Source organism: Pseudomonas sp. (genome assembly GCF_035277045.1).
Taxonomy (GTDB): Bacteria; Pseudomonadota; Gammaproteobacteria; order Pseudomonadales; family Pseudomonadaceae; genus Aquipseudomonas.
This window is the reverse complement of the sequence record NZ_DATELE010000281.1, coordinates 22665-39564: the sequence shown is the minus strand read 5'-3', so window position 1 is coordinate 39564 and position 16900 is coordinate 22665. Positions and strand designations below refer to the sequence as shown.

General features: G+C 65.3%; 18 protein-coding genes. 6 read left to right on the top strand and 12 right to left on the bottom strand.

The window, feature by feature from the left end:
* Positions 1 to 52: 52 nt before the first annotated feature.
* From VJS90_RS19715 to VJS90_RS19680, 8 genes are all read right to left on the bottom strand, one after another.
* Positions 53 to 2497: an autotransporter outer membrane beta-barrel domain-containing protein gene (locus VJS90_RS19715; RefSeq protein WP_324123309.1), complete on the bottom strand. Its 2445-nt coding sequence runs from the start codon at positions 2495 to 2497 to the stop codon at positions 53 to 55.
* Positions 2498 to 2894: 397 nt separating this feature from the next.
* Positions 2895 to 3896, bottom strand: a complete 1002-nt coding sequence (locus tag VJS90_RS19710) for an NADP-dependent oxidoreductase (protein WP_324123308.1) — start codon at positions 3894 to 3896, stop codon at positions 2895 to 2897.
* 166 nt (positions 3897 to 4062) lie between these two features.
* The gene (locus VJS90_RS19705; protein WP_324123307.1) at positions 4063 to 5253 is read right to left on the bottom strand and encodes a benzoate/H(+) symporter BenE family transporter; all 1191 of its coding nucleotides are present in this window, start codon (positions 5251 to 5253) and stop codon (positions 4063 to 4065) included.
* Between the two features lie 158 nt (positions 5254 to 5411).
* On the bottom strand, positions 5412 to 5783 hold the full coding sequence (locus tag VJS90_RS19700) for a glutaredoxin family protein (protein ID WP_324123306.1): 372 nt from the start codon (positions 5781 to 5783) through the stop codon (positions 5412 to 5414).
* A gap of 69 nt (positions 5784 to 5852) precedes the next feature.
* Positions 5853 to 6398 (bottom strand): GTP cyclohydrolase I FolE, encoded by a 546-nt coding sequence (folE, locus tag VJS90_RS19695; protein ID WP_324123305.1) that lies wholly within the window; start codon positions 6396 to 6398, stop codon positions 5853 to 5855.
* Positions 6399 to 6470: 72 nt separating this feature from the next.
* On the bottom strand, positions 6471 to 7031 hold the full coding sequence (locus tag VJS90_RS19690) for a Smr/MutS family protein (RefSeq protein WP_324123304.1): 561 nt from the start codon (positions 7029 to 7031) through the stop codon (positions 6471 to 6473).
* Positions 7032 to 7086: 55 nt separating this feature from the next.
* Positions 7087 to 7407 (bottom strand): hypothetical protein, encoded by a 321-nt coding sequence (locus VJS90_RS19685; RefSeq protein ID WP_324123303.1) that lies wholly within the window; start codon positions 7405 to 7407, stop codon positions 7087 to 7089.
* A gap of 80 nt (positions 7408 to 7487) precedes the next feature.
* A complete protein-coding gene (locus VJS90_RS19680) occupies positions 7488 to 8078 on the bottom strand; it encodes a cysteine hydrolase family protein (RefSeq protein WP_324123302.1) in 591 nt (196 codons plus the stop codon).
* A 178-nt stretch (positions 8079 to 8256) separates the two neighbouring features.
* On the opposite strand from VJS90_RS19680, the gene prmB reads away from it, so the two are divergent.
* Positions 8257 to 9165: a 50S ribosomal protein L3 N(5)-glutamine methyltransferase gene (gene prmB / locus VJS90_RS19675; RefSeq protein ID WP_324123301.1), complete on the top strand. Its 909-nt coding sequence runs from the start codon at positions 8257 to 8259 to the stop codon at positions 9163 to 9165.
* Positions 9166 to 9299: 134 nt separating this feature from the next.
* On the opposite strand, the gene VJS90_RS19670 is transcribed toward prmB, so the two are convergent.
* Positions 9300 to 10073 (bottom strand): hypothetical protein, encoded by a 774-nt coding sequence (locus VJS90_RS19670; RefSeq protein ID WP_324123300.1) that lies wholly within the window; start codon positions 10071 to 10073, stop codon positions 9300 to 9302.
* Positions 10074 to 10143: 70 nt separating this feature from the next.
* Positions 10144 to 11106, bottom strand: a complete 963-nt coding sequence (locus VJS90_RS19665; RefSeq protein WP_324123299.1) for an alpha/beta hydrolase — start codon at positions 11104 to 11106, stop codon at positions 10144 to 10146.
* Between the two features lie 180 nt (positions 11107 to 11286).
* Between VJS90_RS19665 and aroC the strand changes: the two genes are divergently transcribed.
* Genes aroC through VJS90_RS19650 form a run of 3 tightly spaced genes read left to right on the top strand, consistent with a single transcriptional unit; the run spans position 11287 to position 14068 of the window.
* On the top strand, positions 11287 to 12378 hold the full coding sequence (gene aroC / locus VJS90_RS19660) for a chorismate synthase (RefSeq protein ID WP_324123298.1): 1092 nt from the start codon (positions 11287 to 11289) through the stop codon (positions 12376 to 12378).
* Positions 12379 to 12416: 38 nt separating this feature from the next.
* On the top strand, positions 12417 to 13571 hold the full coding sequence (locus VJS90_RS19655) for an MFS transporter (RefSeq protein WP_324123297.1): 1155 nt from the start codon (positions 12417 to 12419) through the stop codon (positions 13569 to 13571).
* A complete protein-coding gene (locus tag VJS90_RS19650; protein WP_324123296.1) occupies positions 13568 to 14068 on the top strand; it encodes an acireductone dioxygenase in 501 nt (166 codons plus the stop codon). The genes VJS90_RS19655 and VJS90_RS19650 overlap by 4 nt, the downstream gene beginning before the upstream one ends.
* Before the next feature lie 215 nt (positions 14069 to 14283).
* On the opposite strand, the gene VJS90_RS19645 is transcribed toward VJS90_RS19650, so the two are convergent.
* Entirely contained in the window at positions 14284 to 14556 is a 273-nt protein-coding gene (locus VJS90_RS19645; protein ID WP_324123295.1) for a DUF3509 domain-containing protein, read from the bottom strand.
* 267 nt (positions 14557 to 14823) lie between these two features.
* Here VJS90_RS19645 and VJS90_RS19640 point away from each other — a divergent pair, with 267 nt between their 5' ends.
* Together VJS90_RS19640 and VJS90_RS19635 are read left to right on the top strand one after the other, a co-directional pair.
* A complete protein-coding gene (locus VJS90_RS19640) occupies positions 14824 to 15345 on the top strand; it encodes an ankyrin repeat domain-containing protein (RefSeq protein WP_324123294.1) in 522 nt (173 codons plus the stop codon).
* A gap of 61 nt (positions 15346 to 15406) precedes the next feature.
* Entirely contained in the window at positions 15407 to 15937 is a 531-nt protein-coding gene (locus tag VJS90_RS19635; RefSeq protein ID WP_324123293.1) for a hypothetical protein, read from the top strand.
* Between the two features lie 11 nt (positions 15938 to 15948).
* On the opposite strand, the gene VJS90_RS19630 is transcribed toward VJS90_RS19635, so the two are convergent.
* The gene (locus tag VJS90_RS19630) at positions 15949 to 16890 is read right to left on the bottom strand and encodes a ZIP family metal transporter (RefSeq protein ID WP_324123292.1); all 942 of its coding nucleotides are present in this window, start codon (positions 16888 to 16890) and stop codon (positions 15949 to 15951) included.
* Positions 16891 to 16900: the final 10 nt, after the last annotated feature.

The following is a 16900-nucleotide window of genomic DNA, read 5'->3' as shown; positions in this document are numbered from 1 at the left end:
CCAGATGATCAGCCCGCCAGAAGGCGGGCTGATCGGCACACAGACACTGGAATCAGAAGTCGTAGCGCACTTTGGCGGTGAACGAGTCCGCGTCGAAGCCGGTCTTCATCAGGCGGTCGTAGCTGCCGCTGAGGGTCACCGCGCCGAGCTTGTAGTCAGCGCCGATGCCCACTTCGTAGCTGTCACGCGCCGGAGTCACGCCGGTGGCAACGAACGAGGTGCCGCCCAGGGTGAAGGCGGAGGTGGTGCTCGATCTGTCGGCGATCAGGTCGTGGTAGCCCATGACCTTGAACTCGGGCTCCAGGGTGCCCTTGCCCAGATCGAAGGATCCGGCGATGCGCACACCTGCACCGATTTCACCCACTTCCAGGCGCTGGTCGCCGGTTTTCAGGGCGGCGGACGAGCCGTGCTCGGTGAAGCCGTCGATCGACAGGTTGGTGTAGCGGGCGGCCACGCGTGGCTCGACCAGAACCGCGTGGTCGAAGTGGAAGCCGTAGCCTGCGATCACGTTCAGGCCGAGCATGTCGCTGTCGTAGCTGCCCTTGGCGGTGGTGCCGGAAACGTAGCGCTTGGAGTCGTTCTTGCCTTTGCCGTAGGACAGGCCGCCGTCGACGAACCAGTTGCCTTCGGTCCAGGTGCTGTAGGCGGTCAGGGTATTGTTTTCGACATCGGTCTTGTTGCCGTTGTCGGAATCGACATCGGTCTTCACGTAGCTGTAGGCCACGCCCAGGACGGTGTTGTCGGTGACCTTGTGATCGGCGCCGATGGCGAAGCCGCGGGAGTCGGCATCGTAGCCGGCAACGCCCGAACGTACGTCCTGGTTGGCCTGGCTGCTGAGGATCTGGAACCAGGCACCGGTACCGTCGAGCGCATCGCCCGACGACTGGCCGGAGCGCAGGCCGGCCGCGCGATTGTTGACCGCGTTGCTGAGCAGGGTGAAGCTCGAGTGCGCGGCCGAGGCAGCGCCGCCGTTGACCTCGGGGGCGAGCGTGCTGGCGACCTTGGCGATGGCTTTGGCGTCGTTGCCCGCGGCGACCAGGGCCTTGAGCACCAGGTCGTCAGGGCTGCGCGTGGCCAGCAGCTCAGCAACGGACATGAAGGACTTGGCTGCGCCCTGGACCTGCGCGTTACCACCACCGCTTTCGATGACGGTGACGGCTTCATCGCCGCCGACCGCGCTGACATTGACGCTCAGCGTCCCGTCCGCCAGAGCGGAGCTGTCGACATTCAGCAGCGCCGAGCTGCTCGTGATGGCGACGTCTGGCGCGATGTTCAGGGTTTGCGCGCTGATCAGGTCATAGTTGACGCCGCCCTTGGCGAAGTCCGAACCCTTGGCGTTGATCACCAAGGTGGAGCCGCTGGCCAGGTTCGCCTCGCCGGTCACGTTCAGCACGGGTTTTCCGGCCTGGGTGTCCACGCTCAGGGGCAGGCCCAGGGTGGCGCCGCTGCGCAGGTTGAACTTGCCGTCGACAGTGGTGTGGGCGTTGTTCAGGGTGAGGGTGGCGCCGTCGGACACTTCGACCCGGTTGCCTTGCATCGCATCGCCGTAGAACTCGGCTGGGCCGATGACATTGATTTCGTCCAGGCCCTTCAGGTCGCCGCGGATGATCGAGGTGCCACGGTCTTCAGTGTTGCCCCAGACCAGGTTGACGCCGTTCTTCACAGGGGTGCCTGCACGGAAATCGTCGCCGCTGCTCTCGACCAGGATGGCGTATTCGCCGCCAGAGATTTCGCCCTTTTCGGCAAGGATCTGCAGGTTTTTCTGGGTGATCAGTTCACCAACGCCAGGGGCAGCGCCCCAGTAACCGTTTTGCATCACGTGGTAGTCGACATCGATACCGACCGCTTCGCCTTTGATGGTGCCGCTGTTGACCACGGCCTGGGTGCCATCGTAGAAGGTGGCGCCGTCGATCAGCATGCCGCGCGAATCTGCGCCGGTCCCCTCGATGGTGCCGGCGTTGTCGACATGGCCCAAGGTGGTGTTGAACATGCCCGCTGCATCGGCATCGAGGTCCAGGCCGACACCGCCACCGCTGATCAGGCCGTCGTTCTGCACCGTGCCGGTGAGCTCGGCGCCGCTCAAGTGCAGGCCGGTCGAGCCTTCGCCGGTGGCAACGATCTGTGCGGACTGGGTGTTGTACAGGCTGACCGCGTCGGTGTGGTCGACCTTCATGGCGTTGGATTCATCACCGTTGGACGTCACCACGCCACGGTTGATGATATCGCCCTGGAAAGGCTGGTAATCGATGTCGCCAAGCTTGCCGGCACCGGTTGTCAGGCCAGTCGAGCCAGCGCCGACGGCCGAGATGGTCGCGGTGTTGACCAGATAGCCATTGATGTCAGCGTCGGCCACGGAGACGGGACCGAGGGTGCCGCTCAAGGTCAGTCCGCGGCTGGAGGAAACCGAGCCTGAGGTGTTGTCGGCGCTATTTGCGAACGCTGGCGCGCTGATGACTGTGGTGATGGCGACTGCCAAGAGGCTCTGCTTGAGGTACATCACTTTCCTTAATCGCATTCCGTTTGTTTTCTTCGATGGACGGAAGGGACAAGGTGCCCGCGTTCCGTCGCATTGGCGGGGCGGAATGTACGGGGATGGGGAGTGTGTGTCAAATTGCCATTATGCTCTAAAGCCTTGATCTAGAGCGGTTATGGAGCTATCCGAAGCTGAAGCGTTGCTGCGCTGCTGGGTGGTGCCATGGTAAAAAATACAGATGGTGTTCCCTGCTTGCACCGCGCATTCCGAAAATCATGCGCCCCGGTGAGGGCTTTGCCCTCATTTCGCGGCACAAGGCCTGCTCCCACAAGACCCGGCGATGCCGGGCCGGGGTGGATTGCCCTCGGAGCGTTGGACACCACAATCCACTTCCCTGGGAACAGGCCATGTCAGGAAATTATCAGACCTTCAACACCAGCTTCCCGAAGTTCTCACCACTGAACAGCTTCAACAGCGTCTCCGGGAAGGTCTCCAGTCCTTCCACCACGTGCTCTTTGCTCTTCACCTTGCCACTGTCCAGCCAGCCGGCGATCTCCTTGGCGGCAGTACCGTAATTGGCGAGGTGGTCGAAGACGATGAAGCCTTCCATGCGCGCGCGATTCACCAGCAGCGCGAGGTAGTTGGCCGGCCCTTTGACCGCTTCCTTGTTGTTGTACTGGCTGATCGCCCCGCAGATCACCACGCGGGCGCGCAGGTTGATGCGCGTCAGCACGGCATCAAGGATGTCACCGCCCACGTTGTCGAAGTACACGTCGACACCTTTGGGGCACTCGCGCTTGAGGCCGTCGAGCACCTCTTCGGCCTTGTAGTCGATGACCCCGTCAAAGCCGAGTTCGTCCTTGAGGTACTGGCACTTCTGCGCGCCACCCGCGATACCGACCACGCGGCAGCCTTTGATCTTGGCGATCTGCCCGACAATGCTGCCGACCGCGCCCGCGGCGCCGGAGATGACGACGGTGTCGCCTTCCTTGGGCTGGCCCACTTCAAGCAGGGCGAAGTAGGCAGTCATGCCGGTCATGCCGAGAGCCGACAGGTAGACCGGCAGCGGCGCCAGGCTGGGGTCGATCTTGTGCAGGCCCTGGGGCTCGCCGACAAAGTAGTCCTGCACTCCGAGGGCGCCGTTGACGTGGTCGCCGACCTTGTAGTCGCTGTGATTCGAGGCAACCACTTCGCCGACACCGAGGGCACGCATGACGTCACCCAGGCCGACCGGGGGGATGTAGGACTTGCCCTCGTTCATCCAGCCGCGCATGGCGGGATCAAGGGACAGGTAGAGGTTCTTGACGACGATCTGGCCGTCGGCCGCTTCGGCAACAGGCACTTCCTCGAAGGTGAAGTCATCGCGGCGCACGGCGCCGACGGGGCGTTTGCTGAGCAGGAAGCGTCGGTTTGTCTGGGTCATGGGAAGGCCTCGAGTGGATGGGCAATGTGTGTAGATAGTCTGTCAGCCGCCGATCGGCAAGGTTCAACGGCCTCGGCGAATGACAAACGATCATTTTCAGTGATTGCGCACGCACTCGACAATCATCCGGCCCTATGGTTGGGCGTGATGATCGAACAGGCAGCTGTCAGCTGCGCCGCGGATTGAGGATCAGCAGGGTCAGCACCCCCGCGACGATGCCCCAGAACGCCGAGCCGATCGAGAACAGGGTCAACCCCGAAGCGGTGACCATGAAGGTGATCAAGGCAGCCTCGCGCTCGCGTGCTTCGCTCATCGCCACGGTCAGGCCGTTGATGATCGAGCCGAACAGGGCCAGGGCCGCGATTGACAGCACCAGCTCCTTGGGCAGGGCAGCGAACAGCGCGGCGAGCGTGGCACCGAAGACGCCGGCGATGCCGTAGAAAATCCCGCACCACACCGCGGCGGTGTAGCGCTTGGACGGGTCTTCATGGGCGTGGGGGCCGGTGCAGATGGCGGCGCTGATCGCGGCAAGGTTGACCCCGTGGGAGCCGAACGGGGCCAGCAGCAGCGAGGCGAAGCCGGTGGCCGAGATCAGCGGCGAGGCGGGCACCTGGTAGCCGTCGGCGCGCAGTACGGCGATGCCGGGCATGTTCTGCGAGGTCATGGCGACGACGAACAGCGGGATGCCGATGCTGATGGTCGCGGCGAGGGAGAAGCTTGGCGTGGTCCACACCGGCGTCGCCACTTCCAGCTGGAAATGGCTGAAGTCCAGCAGGCCCAGCGCGCCGGACAACGCCGTGCCGACCACCAGCGCGGCAAGCACGCAGTAGCGCGGCGACAGGCGCTTGACCAGCAGGTAGCTGAAGAACATGCCGAGCACCAGCAGGGTGCGGTGCTGGGCGGCGACGAAGATCTCGCTGCCGATCTTGAACAGGATCCCGGCCAGCAGCGCCGAAGCCAGGGACGCGGGGATGCGCCTGACCAGACGCTCGAAACTGCCGGTGAGGCCACAGGCCAGTACCAGCACGGCGCAGGTGATGTAGGCGCCGATGGCCTCGGCGTAGCTGACGCCGCCCAGGCTGGTGATCAGCAGTGCGGCGCCGGGAGTCGACCAGGCCACCGTGACCGGGGTGCGGTAGCGCAGCGACAGGCCGATGCTGCACACGGCCATGCCGATGGACAGGGCCCAGATCCACGAGGAAATCTGCGCGCTGGTCAGCCCCGCGGCCTGGCCGGCCTGGAACATCAGCACCAGGGAGCTGGTATAGCCGGTGAGCATGGCGATGAAACCTGCGACCACGGCGGAGGGGGAAGTGTCAGCCAGCGGGCGCAGGGGCGCGGTGGTGGTGGCGGGCATGGGGGACGGTCCTTGTACGGGTAAGCAATTGTTTCAGCGTACCGTGCGAGGGGAGGGGGATTGCGATACAGAGAGGGGGTGATTCGCCCGTACAGTCGATCGCGGGCCGCCGATGCCAACAATGGCTATGGGCCACGATGGCAACCCCCACAGCAAATTCAGACCGCGGAGAACCGCTGATCCAGATACGCGATGATCGCCTTGGACTCATACATCCAGGTCGTCTTGCCGTCCTCTTCGATCCGCAAACACGGCACTTTCACCCGGCCACCGCCTTCGAGCAGGGCCTGGCGGTGCACGGGGTCGTTCTTGGCATCACGCAACGCCACCGGCACGTTCAACCGGTGCAGGGCGCGGCGGGTCTTGACGCAGAACGGGCAGGCGTGGAACTGGTACAGGCTGAGCCCGCGCGCCTGCTGCTCGACCAGGGCCTGGGCGGCGGGGGCGCGCTTGCGCTTGGCGGGGCGGCTGATCCAGTCGCCGAACACGATGAGCTGGCCGAGGCCAACCCGCAGGGCTTTGACGATCATGGCAACTCCTGATCTTTCATCAATGCAGAAAAAAGCCGACCACAAGGGTCGGCTCCTGGCCCAGGCCGATCACTTGATCAGGCTGAGAAACTCCATGCGCGTGGCGGCATTGTCGCGGAACGCACCGAGCATCACCGAGGTGACCATGCTCGAGTTCTGCTTCTCGACACCGCGCATCATCATGCACATGTGCTTGGCCTCGATGACCACGGCAACACCAACGGCGCCGGTCACCTGCTGGATCGCCTCGGCGATCTGGCGGCTCATGTTTTCCTGGATCTGCAGGCGGCGGGCGTACATGTCGACGATCCGCGCAACCTTGGACAGGCCCAGCACCTTGCCCGACGGCAGGTAGGCGACGTGGGCCTTGCCGATGAAGGGCAGCAGGTGGTGCTCGCACAGCGAGTACAGCTCGATGTCCTTGACCAGGACCATTTCGCTGTTGTCGGAGCTGAACAGGGCGCCGTTGGTGACGTCTTCCAGGGTCTGTTCATAACCGCGGCAAAGGTACTTCATGGCCTTTGCAGCCCGCTTTGGCGTGTCGAGCAGGCCCTCGCGGGAGATGTCCTCGCCAATCTGGCCGAGAATCTCGGTGTAGTTCTGTTCCAGGGACATGGATCCTAACCTGTGGGGAATATTCGCAAAGGCGAAGGGTACGGCGGCAATGCCAACGCTGCAAGCGCGGCGTTACTCGTCGCGTCCATCGAGCATGGTTCGCTTGAGCATCACATACACCGCGCCAGTGCCGCCGTGACGGGGCTGGCACGAGGTGAAGCCGAGCACTTGCGGGTGCTGGCGCAACCAGGTGTTGACGTGGCTCTTGATCATCGGCCGCTTGCCATCCAGGCGCGCGGCCTTGCCGTGGGTGACGCGCGCGCAGCGCACTTCCAGGCGGGTGGCCTCGGCGATGAAGGCCCACAGCGTCTCGCGGGCCTTCTCCACGCTCATGCCGTGCAGGTCGAGGCTGCCTTCAAAGGGGATCTGCCCGAGCTTGAGCTTGCGCAGCTGGGTTTCCTGCACGCCGTCGCGGCGCCATTCGAGCGCGTCCTCGGCACCGACGTCGATGACGAACTGGTCCGACAGCCCGTCGATCACCAGCGCCTGGCCAGTGCTCACGGTGGCGTTCTGGCGCAGGCCTGCCAGCTGCTTGCGGTCAGCCTTGGGCTTGCCAGTCTCGGCGCGGTCGTGCCTGATCGGCTTGACGCCCCGCACCTCGCTGCGGAACAGGGAAAAATCGTCGTCTTGCATGCATGCCTCCACCTGGGCGGCGTAGTTTACGCGAGACCTCGGCGTCGTCGTACAGTCAATCGTGCTTTTTCATCAGGTGCGGGGAGAGGTTGAGCTCGCGGCCGCGGCGCAGGCGGATACGGCTGCGCCGCCAGAAACGCACACCAAGGTAGAGCAACAGCAGGCCCGCCCCCAGGAGGATGAGCGCGAGCGGGCGGTTGGCGTTGAGTTCGGCGAGGGCGGCGTAGTTGCCCAGCAGGCCGGCGAAACCGGCCATGGCCAGCAGGATGCCGAGGGTCGCCAGCAGGGCGGAGAGGGCGGCGGCCAGGCGTGCGCCCCAGTTGCCGGGTTCGCGTTGGCGCAGGCGCTTGGCGTCGAAACCATCGGAGCGTTTCATCGCGACTTCCTCAGTGGATATTCGAGGTTGGATTCGCCGCCTGCCCACCGGTTCCGCCCGGGCTGCCGGGCGGTCGCCGATCAGATCAGGCTGGCCGTGGGGGCCACGCAAGCGAAGTTGTCGGCCATCACGGCCATTTCGCCCTGGTGGATCTGCGCGGCCGGAATGAGCGTGTCCTTGTAGGCCAGGTCGCGGGTCGCCGAGGCGTCTTCGACCAGGGTGCAGCGATAACCATAGTCCTTGGCGCGGCGCACCGTGGTGCTGACGCTCGAATGGCTCATGAATCCGCAGACAATCAGGTCCAGGGTGCCGAACTGCTGCAGGGTCTCGTGCAGGTCGGTGTTCTTGAACGCGTTGGGCATGCGTTTTTCGATCACGGTCTCGTCGCCACGGGGCTCAAGGCCCGGGATGAACTCGCCGCGGCTGCCCTGGGGGTCGAACAGGCCGCCCACGGTGCCCAGGTGCCGGACATGGACAATCGGGCGACCGGCCTTGCGCGCGGCGTCGATCAGCTTGGCGATGTTGGCCACGGCCTCATCCATGCCCGAGAGCGCCAGCGGACCGCTGAGGTATTCCTTTTGCGCATCGATAATCACCAGGCTGGCTTGGCTCAGCTTGGCCGGCGGATAGGCGCGGCCAGTGAGGTGGAACATCGTCGTTGGAACGGACATCAAGGGCTCCTTTGGATAGGGCTTTTGCCGGCTATTGTCCCTTGCCTTGACGCCGTTGGGAATGCTTGACAGTGCAACCTGCATGATTGCTGGCCTGCGGGCTCATCGCAGGGCACGGCGACGACCATTTAGCCGGCAGGGCTGTTAGACTTTCGCACTGTATTCAAAGGAGTTTGCCGTGATCACTTCTCGCCTGCGCACCCTGCGCGACCATATCCGTTGGGCGGTCAGCCGCTTCCATGAGCACGAGCTGTTTTTCGGCCACGGTGCCGACAATGCCTGGGACGAAGCGCGCATGCTGGTGCTGGGCGCCGTGCACCTGCCGTGGGAGGTGGCCGACAGCTACCTGGACTGCCAGCTCGAGGACGATGAGCGCGTGCGCCTGCAGCACCTGCTCAAGCGGCGCATCGATGACCGCATCCCGGCGGCCTACCTGCTGGGCGAGGCCTGGTTCTGCGGCATGTCGTTCAAGGTCGACGAGCGCGTGCTGGTACCGCGTTCGCCGATTGGCGAGCTGATCGAAAAACGCTTCGAGCCATGGCTGGGCCAGGAACCTGCGCGGATCCTCGACCTGTGCACCGGCTCTGGCTGCATCGGGATCGTGGCCGCCGATGTGTTCCCCGAGGCCGAGGTGGTGCTGGCGGACCTGTCGTTCGAAGCGCTCGAGGTCGCCAACCAGAACATCGAGCGCCATGGCCTGGAGGAGCGGGTGTATACCGTGCAGGGCGACGGCTTCGCGGGGTTGCCGGCGCAGCGCTTTGACCTGATCCTGTCCAACCCGCCGTATGTCGACGCCGAGGACTTCGCCGACATGCCTGCCGAGTACCATCACGAGCCCGAGCTGGGCCTGGCATGCGGCAGCGACGGCCTGGACCTGGTCCGGCGAATGCTGGCCGAGGCCGCGGATCACCTGACCGAGAAGGGCTTGCTGATCGTCGAGGTCGGCAACAGCCAGGTGCATGTCGAGTCGCTGTACCCCGAGGTGGACTTCGCCTGGCTGGAGTTCGAGCGCGGCGGGCATGGCGTGTTCATGCTGACGGCCGAGCAGTGCCGGCAGCATCAGGCGGTGTTTGCTTCGCGGGTTTGAAAGCCGGAAGACCGAACTGCACCGTAAGTAGATGACCGCATCCTGTGGGAGCGGGACAAGCCTGCTCCCACAGGTGCCGTGAGCTACGCCGAGAGGTGTGAGTCCAGGTGAAAGACAGTTGCTCCCGCACGTACCTACCGCGTAGCCATCCAGATCAGCAACCCCGCCTGAAACAGCGCGAACGCCACCAGGCAGGTGATGGTGAATCGCAATCCGCCATCCTCGCGCTGGTACTTGGCGACCCGCTCATCCCGCTCGCGCAGCTGCACTTCCTTTTCCTGCAGGTTCTGCTCGGCCTGCTGCAGCATCCCGGCGGCATCGATGATGTCCACGCGCTGCACTTTGTCGGTGTTCCAGCCACCTTTCAGGTGGCCGACCGGCACCGCTTCGAAACTGCCCTTGAGGTGCTGGGTGTCGGCATACGTGACCTCCAGTCCGTGGCTGCGCAGCAGGTGGTCGCGGCGCAGGCGGCTGTCTTCGTTGAGGGCGTCCTTGCTGGGCAGCGCCATGCCCTGGAGCTGGTAATGCGGCCATCTGCGCTGGGCCCACTGCACCGCGTGGGCGACGAGAAAACGGCCCAGGCCGCGGCTCAACGGCTCGAGCTGCAGGCCATGGTCGTCGCCAATGCGCACGCGCTGCTCGGCATGGTCGACCCAGACGTCCAGCTGGTTCTGTTCCTTGCGGGTTTTCTGGCCGGGCAGGCGGATGTCCAGGCGCAGCAGGCTGTGCGCCTTGTCGTGCCGCTCGGCCTGGCCGAACTGCACGAAGCGCAAGGGCCGCGCGCCGCTGCTGCGGTCGGTGGGCAAGGGCGCCAGGCGCAGGAGCTGGAACTGCTCGGCAGCCACCTCGGCCCAGGGCAGGGGGGCGGCTTGCGGGGCCTCGGTCGCGTCGGGGGCGGCGTCAGTCATCAGGGGGTGTCCGGTTCGTCCTCAATACCGCGTTATCGGCCGAAGCGCCCAGGACCTGAGACCGATTGCCTCAGGTGCGCGGCAATGCACGGATAAATGCGACGATCCGCGTGCCCAGTTCGCTTGCCAGCGGCAGTTCGGGATTGTTGTAGCTGTCGCGCTGTTCGCTGATGTCTCGCGGGCTGATGCGCAGCATGTGGTTCATGCCGTTGATCAGCGCGAGCGTCGCGTCAGGCTTGGCGGCCTGCAGGCGCTGGGCGTCCTCGACTTCGACCTGCACGTCATTGCGGCCCTGGACGATCAGCGCCGGCACCTTGAGCCGGGCGAAGGCTGCCGCCGGGTTCTGGCGGAACAACGAGATCAGGTAAGGCTGCACGCTGGGCCGGAACACCTCGCGCAGAGGGCCGGGCACGTCAAGGCTGGTCTGGCCGGCTTGGAGGTGGTCCATCAGCACGTTGCCCCGGGCCAGGTCATCGGGTTTCAGGCGCTGGGCGAGCTGCTCGCGCAGCACCTGGTCGACCGGACGACCGCTGCCGGCCAGGGTGATCACGGCGCTGGCGCCGGCCTGTTCGGCGGCAAGGCTGGCGATCAGCGCGCCCTCGCTGTGGCCCAGGACGATCAGCGGACCGAAGCGCGGGTCGGCCTTGAGTTTCTGCCCCCAGGCCACCGCATCGGCCACGTAGCGCTCGACGCTGAGGTCGCGTTCGTCCGGCGTCGCCGGCTGGCTCGCGGCCACCCCGCGCTTGTCGTAGCGCACGCTGGCGATGTGCTGGCGGGCGAGCAGCAGGGCCAGTTGCTTGAGGTTGTCGATGCGCCCGCCGGCCGGGTTGTTGCCATCGCGGTCGGTCGGGCCCGAGCCCGCGATGATCAGCACCACTGGCGGCGGCGTGTCGTCGCGCGGCAGCAGCAGGCTGCCCTGCAGGGTGCCCTGGTCGGTGTCGAGGCTGATCGGACGTTGCAGGACGGTGGGCGCGGCGGCCTGGGCGAGACTGGCGCAGAACAGCAAAAGCAGGGCGGCGAGGCGTGACTTCATGGGGGTACTGTCAGGGGGGATGGTGGTTCGACTCGGCGGGCGGGAGAAGGTTCGGGGTGCTTGTCGTGGGGGGGATCGTACTGCTTCGCGGAGCGGGCGCTTCGAAGAGCGCCACAACCCGCAAGTCCGCGTATACTCCCCACCTTTCCCAAATTCAGGCTGATTCGCGGAGCGTCCTGCATGTCCGGCAATACCTACGGCAAGCTGTTCACTGTCACCACCGCTGGCGAAAGCCATGGCCCGGCGTTGGTCGCCATTGTCGATGGGTGCCCGCCGGGCCTCGAGATTTCGCTGGCCGACCTGCAGCACGACCTCGACCGGCGCAAGCCGGGCACCAGCCGGCACACCACCCAGCGCCAGGAAGCGGACGAGGTCGAGATCCTCTCGGGGGTCTTCGAGGGCCGCACCACGGGCTGCTCGATCGGCCTGCTGATCCGCAACACCGACCAGAAATCCAAGGACTATTCGGCGATCAAGGACCTCTTCCGTCCCGCCCACGCCGACTACACCTACCACCACAAGTACGGCACCCGCGACTACCGGGGCGGTGGCCGCAGTTCGGCGCGCGAGACCGCCATGCGCGTGGCCGCCGGCGCCATCGCCAAGAAATTCCTCGCCACCCAGGGCATCGTGGTGCGCGGCTACATGAGCCAGCTGGGCCCGATCGAGATCCCGTTCAAGACCTGGGATTCGGTCGAGGAAAACGCCTTCTTCAGCCCCGACCCGGCCAAGGTGCCGGAGCTCGAGGCTTACATGGACCAGCTGCGCCGTGACCAGGACTCGGTCGGCGCGAAGATCACCGTGGTCGCCGAAGGCGTGATGCCGGGCCTGGGCGAGCCGATCTTCGACCGCCTGGACGCCGAGCTGGCCCATGCCCTGATGAGCATCAACGCGGTCAAGGGCGTTGAAATCGGTGCCGGCTTCGCCAGCGTGGCCCAGCGCGGCACCGAGCACCGCGACGAGCTGACGCCCGAAGGCTTCACCAGCAACAACGCCGGCGGCATCCTGGGCGGGATTTCCTCCGGCCAGCCGATCGTCGCGCACCTGGCGCTCAAACCGACCTCCAGCATCACCGTGCCGGGCCGTTCGATCGATGTCGATGGCAATCCGGTCGACGTCATTACCAAGGGCCGTCACGACCCCTGCGTTGGCATTCGTGCCACGCCGATCGCCGAGGCGATGATGGCCATCGTGCTGATGGACCACCTGCTGCGCCACCGCGCGCAAAACGCCGATGTGCGGGTCGCGACCCCCGTGCTGGGCCAGCTTTGAGCGCGCGCGCGGGCATTGCGGCCACGGTTCGCTGAGCCGTGGCGCCGATTCCCTACTGGCGACTGTCCAGTTTCTACCTCTGCTACTTCGCCTTGCTCGGCGCCACGGCGCCGTTCCTGGCGCTGTACTTCGACCACCTCGGCTTTTCACCGGCGCGCATTGGCGAGCTGGTGGCCATTCCCATGCTCATGCGCTGCATCGCGCCTAACCTGTGGGGCTGGCTGGGGGACCGCAGCGGGCAGCGCCTGCTGATCGTGCGGGTGGGCGCGCTGGCGACACTGGCCACGTTCTCGCTGATCTTCTTCGCCAAGAGCTATGCCTGGCTGGCGCTGGTGATGGCCTTGCATGCCTTCTTCTGGCACGCGGTGCTGCCCCAGTTCGAGGTCATCACCTTGGCGCATCTGCACGGGCAGACCTCACGCTACAGCCAGGTGCGGCTGTGGGGCTCGATCGGCTTCATCCTCACCGTGGTCGGTCTTGGCCGGTTGTTCGAATGGCTGAGCCTGGACGTCTATCCGGTGGCGCTGGTGGTGATCATGGGCGGGATCGTCCTCGCCAGCCTCTGGGTGCCCAATGCGCACCCGCCCGAGCAGGCCGAGCGCGGCGACCGCGGCGGTTTTCTCAGGCAACTGATGATGCCTGGCGTGGCGGCGTTCTATGCCTGCGTGGCGCTGATGCAGCTCAGTCATGGCCCGTACTACACCTTCCTGACCCTGCACCTTGAGCAGCTGGGCTATGCCCGCGGCACCATCGGCATGTTGTGGGCGCTGGGGGTGGTGGCTGAAGTGCTGGTGTTTCTGGTGATGAGCCGGATCTTCGCGCGGGTGTCGATCCGCCGCGTGCTGCTGGCAAGCTTTCTGCTCGCGGCGGTGCGCTGGGTGTTGCTGGGCAGCTTCGCCGAACTGCCGGCGGTGCTGCTGCTTGCCCAGGTCATGCACGCCGCGACCTTCGGCAGCTTCCATGCCGCCGCCATCGCCTTCGTGCAATCGAGCTTCGGCGCCCGTCAGCAAGGGCAGGGGCAGGCCCTGTACGCGGCGCTTGCCGGGACCGGCGGTGCGCTGGGCGCATTGTATTCGGGCTACAGCTGGAAACTGTTGGGCCCCGACTTCACCTTTGGTATGGCCAGCGTCGCGGCGCTGCTCGCAGCCGTTATCATTGCCACCCGCATGAAAGAAACCAGGAACCCCTCATGAGCATCCTGAGCGTTTATCCCGACTCCAGTCCCGAGGTGCCGAACAAGGTACTGACCCACCACGACGACATCGCCAGCACCCTGGCCGAGCATGGCGTGCGCTTCGAGCGGCGCCAGGCGAGCGTGTTCGAGGGGGATGCGGTCGCGGCCCACAGTGAGCAGGTCGACAGCCTGATGACCGAGCAGGGCTATGTGAGCCACGCGGTGCTCAGTCATGAAGACGAGTATCAGGGGCTGGGTGACGAGTACGTGCTCGAAGCCCAGGAATTGTGCTGGTTCGTGGCCGGGCGCGGGCAGGTGAACCTGCACATTGAAGGGTATGTGTACGCGATAGTGTGCGAAAAGCACGATCTGGTGGTGATACCGGCAGGTACGCGGCGGTGGGTGGACCTGGGTGAGCATCCACGGTGCGTGGCGATCCGGTTGTTCAGTGGCGATGCGCGGTTCGCTTACACCGGTGACGCGATAGCCCAGTTGTACCCGCGCCTGGACGATTGAGGTCTATTCCCCGAATCTGACAGTCACTGTGGCAACCACAGGATGCTTACAGCGTTCCCTGCCTCTACCGCGTTACCCGATAATCCTGCGCCCCGGTGAGGGCTTCGCCCTCATTTCGCGCGGTCCGGCGTTCCGGCACAAGGCACGCTCCCTCAGGGCCCGGCGATGCCGGGCTGGGGGATGGGAGTAGCTGGGTATGAGGCAGTTGGCGAAACTCAGCGATAGGTCGGCAACGCGAACCGTTGCTGGCTCTGCAGCATCGAGATGGTCGGCAGCTCGCTGGCCTGTTCGGCAAGGTCGCGGCGGATGGCGCTGATCGCCCAGGACAGCTGCTCGGCACTGTGCATCTGGGAATACGACAGCACGCGACGGGTCACCTTGCCATCAGCCCCACGCAGGGACAGCAGGATGCCGCCATCAGGACGCGGTTGGGTAGCGACTTGGAAGGCAGCGAATACCGAGGCGAATTTTTCCTGAATGAGGTCCATGACAGCTCCTGGCAAGTTGATTTGCAGACATGCAAGGATGTTTGCAGTGACCGTGCCAGCTTTTGAAAGCTGAAAAAACCTATATAAAACAATGAGTTAGCGGTTATTTGAAAATACCGCCCCGTGCATTGTGCATGCTCGTGCATTTTGCACAGTGCATTTTGCATGGTGATAGCCATGCTCTGTCAGCCCCATTGATTTGGAACCTTTGACCCCGAGGCCTGCCTGACTAAGACTTGGGCTTTGCCATGTGCCAGGAGGTTCCGAATGTCCGACCAACGTCAACCCGCTCCCATGACCGAAGACGAGGCCGCTGCGTTCGCCGCCGAGGTCTTCGATCGCGCCCGCCAGGGCGACGCGCAGATGCTCGAGCGTCTGCTGGCCAGCGGCCTGACGCCGAACCTGCGCAACCACAAGGGCGACACCCTGCTGATGCTGGCCAGCTACCACGGCCATCACGAAGCCGTGCGCGTGCTGCTCGCCCACGGCGCCGACCCGCTTGTCGCCAACGACAACAACCAGCTGCCGATCGCCGGCGCGGCCTTCAAGGGCGACCTGGAAATGATCCGCCTGCTGGTCGAGCATGGCGTGGCGGTCGATGCCGCCGCCGGTGACGGGCGCACCGCGCTGATGCTGGCCGCGATGTTCAATCGTCTGGAGATCCTCGAGTACCTGCTGGCCAACGGCGCCAACGCGGCGCACCGCGACGCCCGCGGCGCCTCGGCGCTGGATGCCGCGCGCACCATGGGCGCCACGGACGCCGCCGACCGGCTGGCGTCGCTGGCCTAACCTGAACGGGGCATTTGCGGCTATCCTTGGCGCCTTTTTTCCAATGCCGCAGGGCCCCGTCATGACTACCCCATTGCTCGAACTCATCAGCCTGATCGGTGCCGGCTGCATGCGCCCGGAGGACATCGAGCGCATCGCCGACGAAGCCGCCCAGGCCTACGCCGACCCAGCCGCGTTTCTCGCCGCCAACCCCGACATCAACTACGACGACAGTTTCCCGATTCCGCTGGGAGAGTGGATCGTAGTCGGCAGCCTGCCCGACACCGTGCTGTTCCAGGCCGACACCTACCCGGACCTGTTCGGACAGATCAAAGGCTCGTTCGACAAGAGCATCGCCTTCACCCTCAATCCCAAGCAACTGGCCAAGACCGAGGCGCTGACCGCGCTCAACCGCATCCAGGTGCAGATGAGCGCCCTGAACAAAGAGGCAGGCGGCTACGTGCTGGTGAACTTCAGCCAGTTGCTCGATGACGAGCTGCAGGTGGTGCTGGTCGCCCAGAACGACCTGGCGCGGGTGCTGGAACTGTGCGCCGAGGCCGGCATCGCCGCGGCGCCCTCCCTCGAGGCGCTACGCGTCGCCGTTCACGTCTAGGCCGTTCACCGCTAGCCCAAGGCGGTATCCAGGAACATCATCACCGCGAACCCGCCCATCAGGCCGATGGTGGCCGCGCTCTGGTGGCCGTTGCGGTGGGTTTCGGGGATCACCTCATGGGACACCACGAAGATCATCGCGCCCGCCGCCAGGCCCATGCTGATCGGGTAGGCGAGGGCGAAGCCGGTGGAGATGCCCAGGCCGATGATCGCGCCAAGGGGTTCCATCAGGCCGGAGCCGATGGCCACCAGCGCCGCGCGCAGGTTCGAAAGGCCGGTGGCGCGCAGGGCCAGGGCAACGGCCAGGCCCTCGGGAATATCCTGGATGGCGATGGCCGTGGTGAGCGGCAGGCCGATGTTCAGGTCGCCGTTGGTGAAGCTCACGCCGATGGCCATGCCCTCGGGCAGGTTGTGCAAGGTGATCGCCAGCACGAACAGCCACACCCGGTTGATCCGCGCCGCGTTCGGGCCCAACGGGCCGGTGCTTTCATGTTCATGGGGCGTGACCCGCTCAAGGCCGAGCATCAGCAACACGCCCAGACCCATGCCGAACACCACGGTCAGCGCGGCGGCCGGCCCGTTGCCGGTGATCTCCCGCGCGGCATCGAGACCCGGCAGGATCAGCGAGAACGAGCTGGCGGCCAGCATCATTCCCGCCGCGAAGCCCAGCATCACATCCTGGCTGCGCGCGCTGATGTCGCGCATCACCACCGCCAGCACCGCGCCCAGCGCAGTGGCGCCAAAGCCGCCCAGGCCGCCGAGCAGGGCCAGGTGCAGGTTGTGCGCGTGGTCACCGTTGACCGCGTTCCACATGCTGGCCAGCAGCAGGATGACAATGGCCAGCAAGCTCAGGCCCAGGCCCGCGGTGACCCAGGGCGTGCTGCGGGCATGTTCGCGCCACAGCGCCCAGAAAGAGGAGGAGGGGGCGACGCTTTCGACGTGAGCTGGGGGCATGCGAACCTCG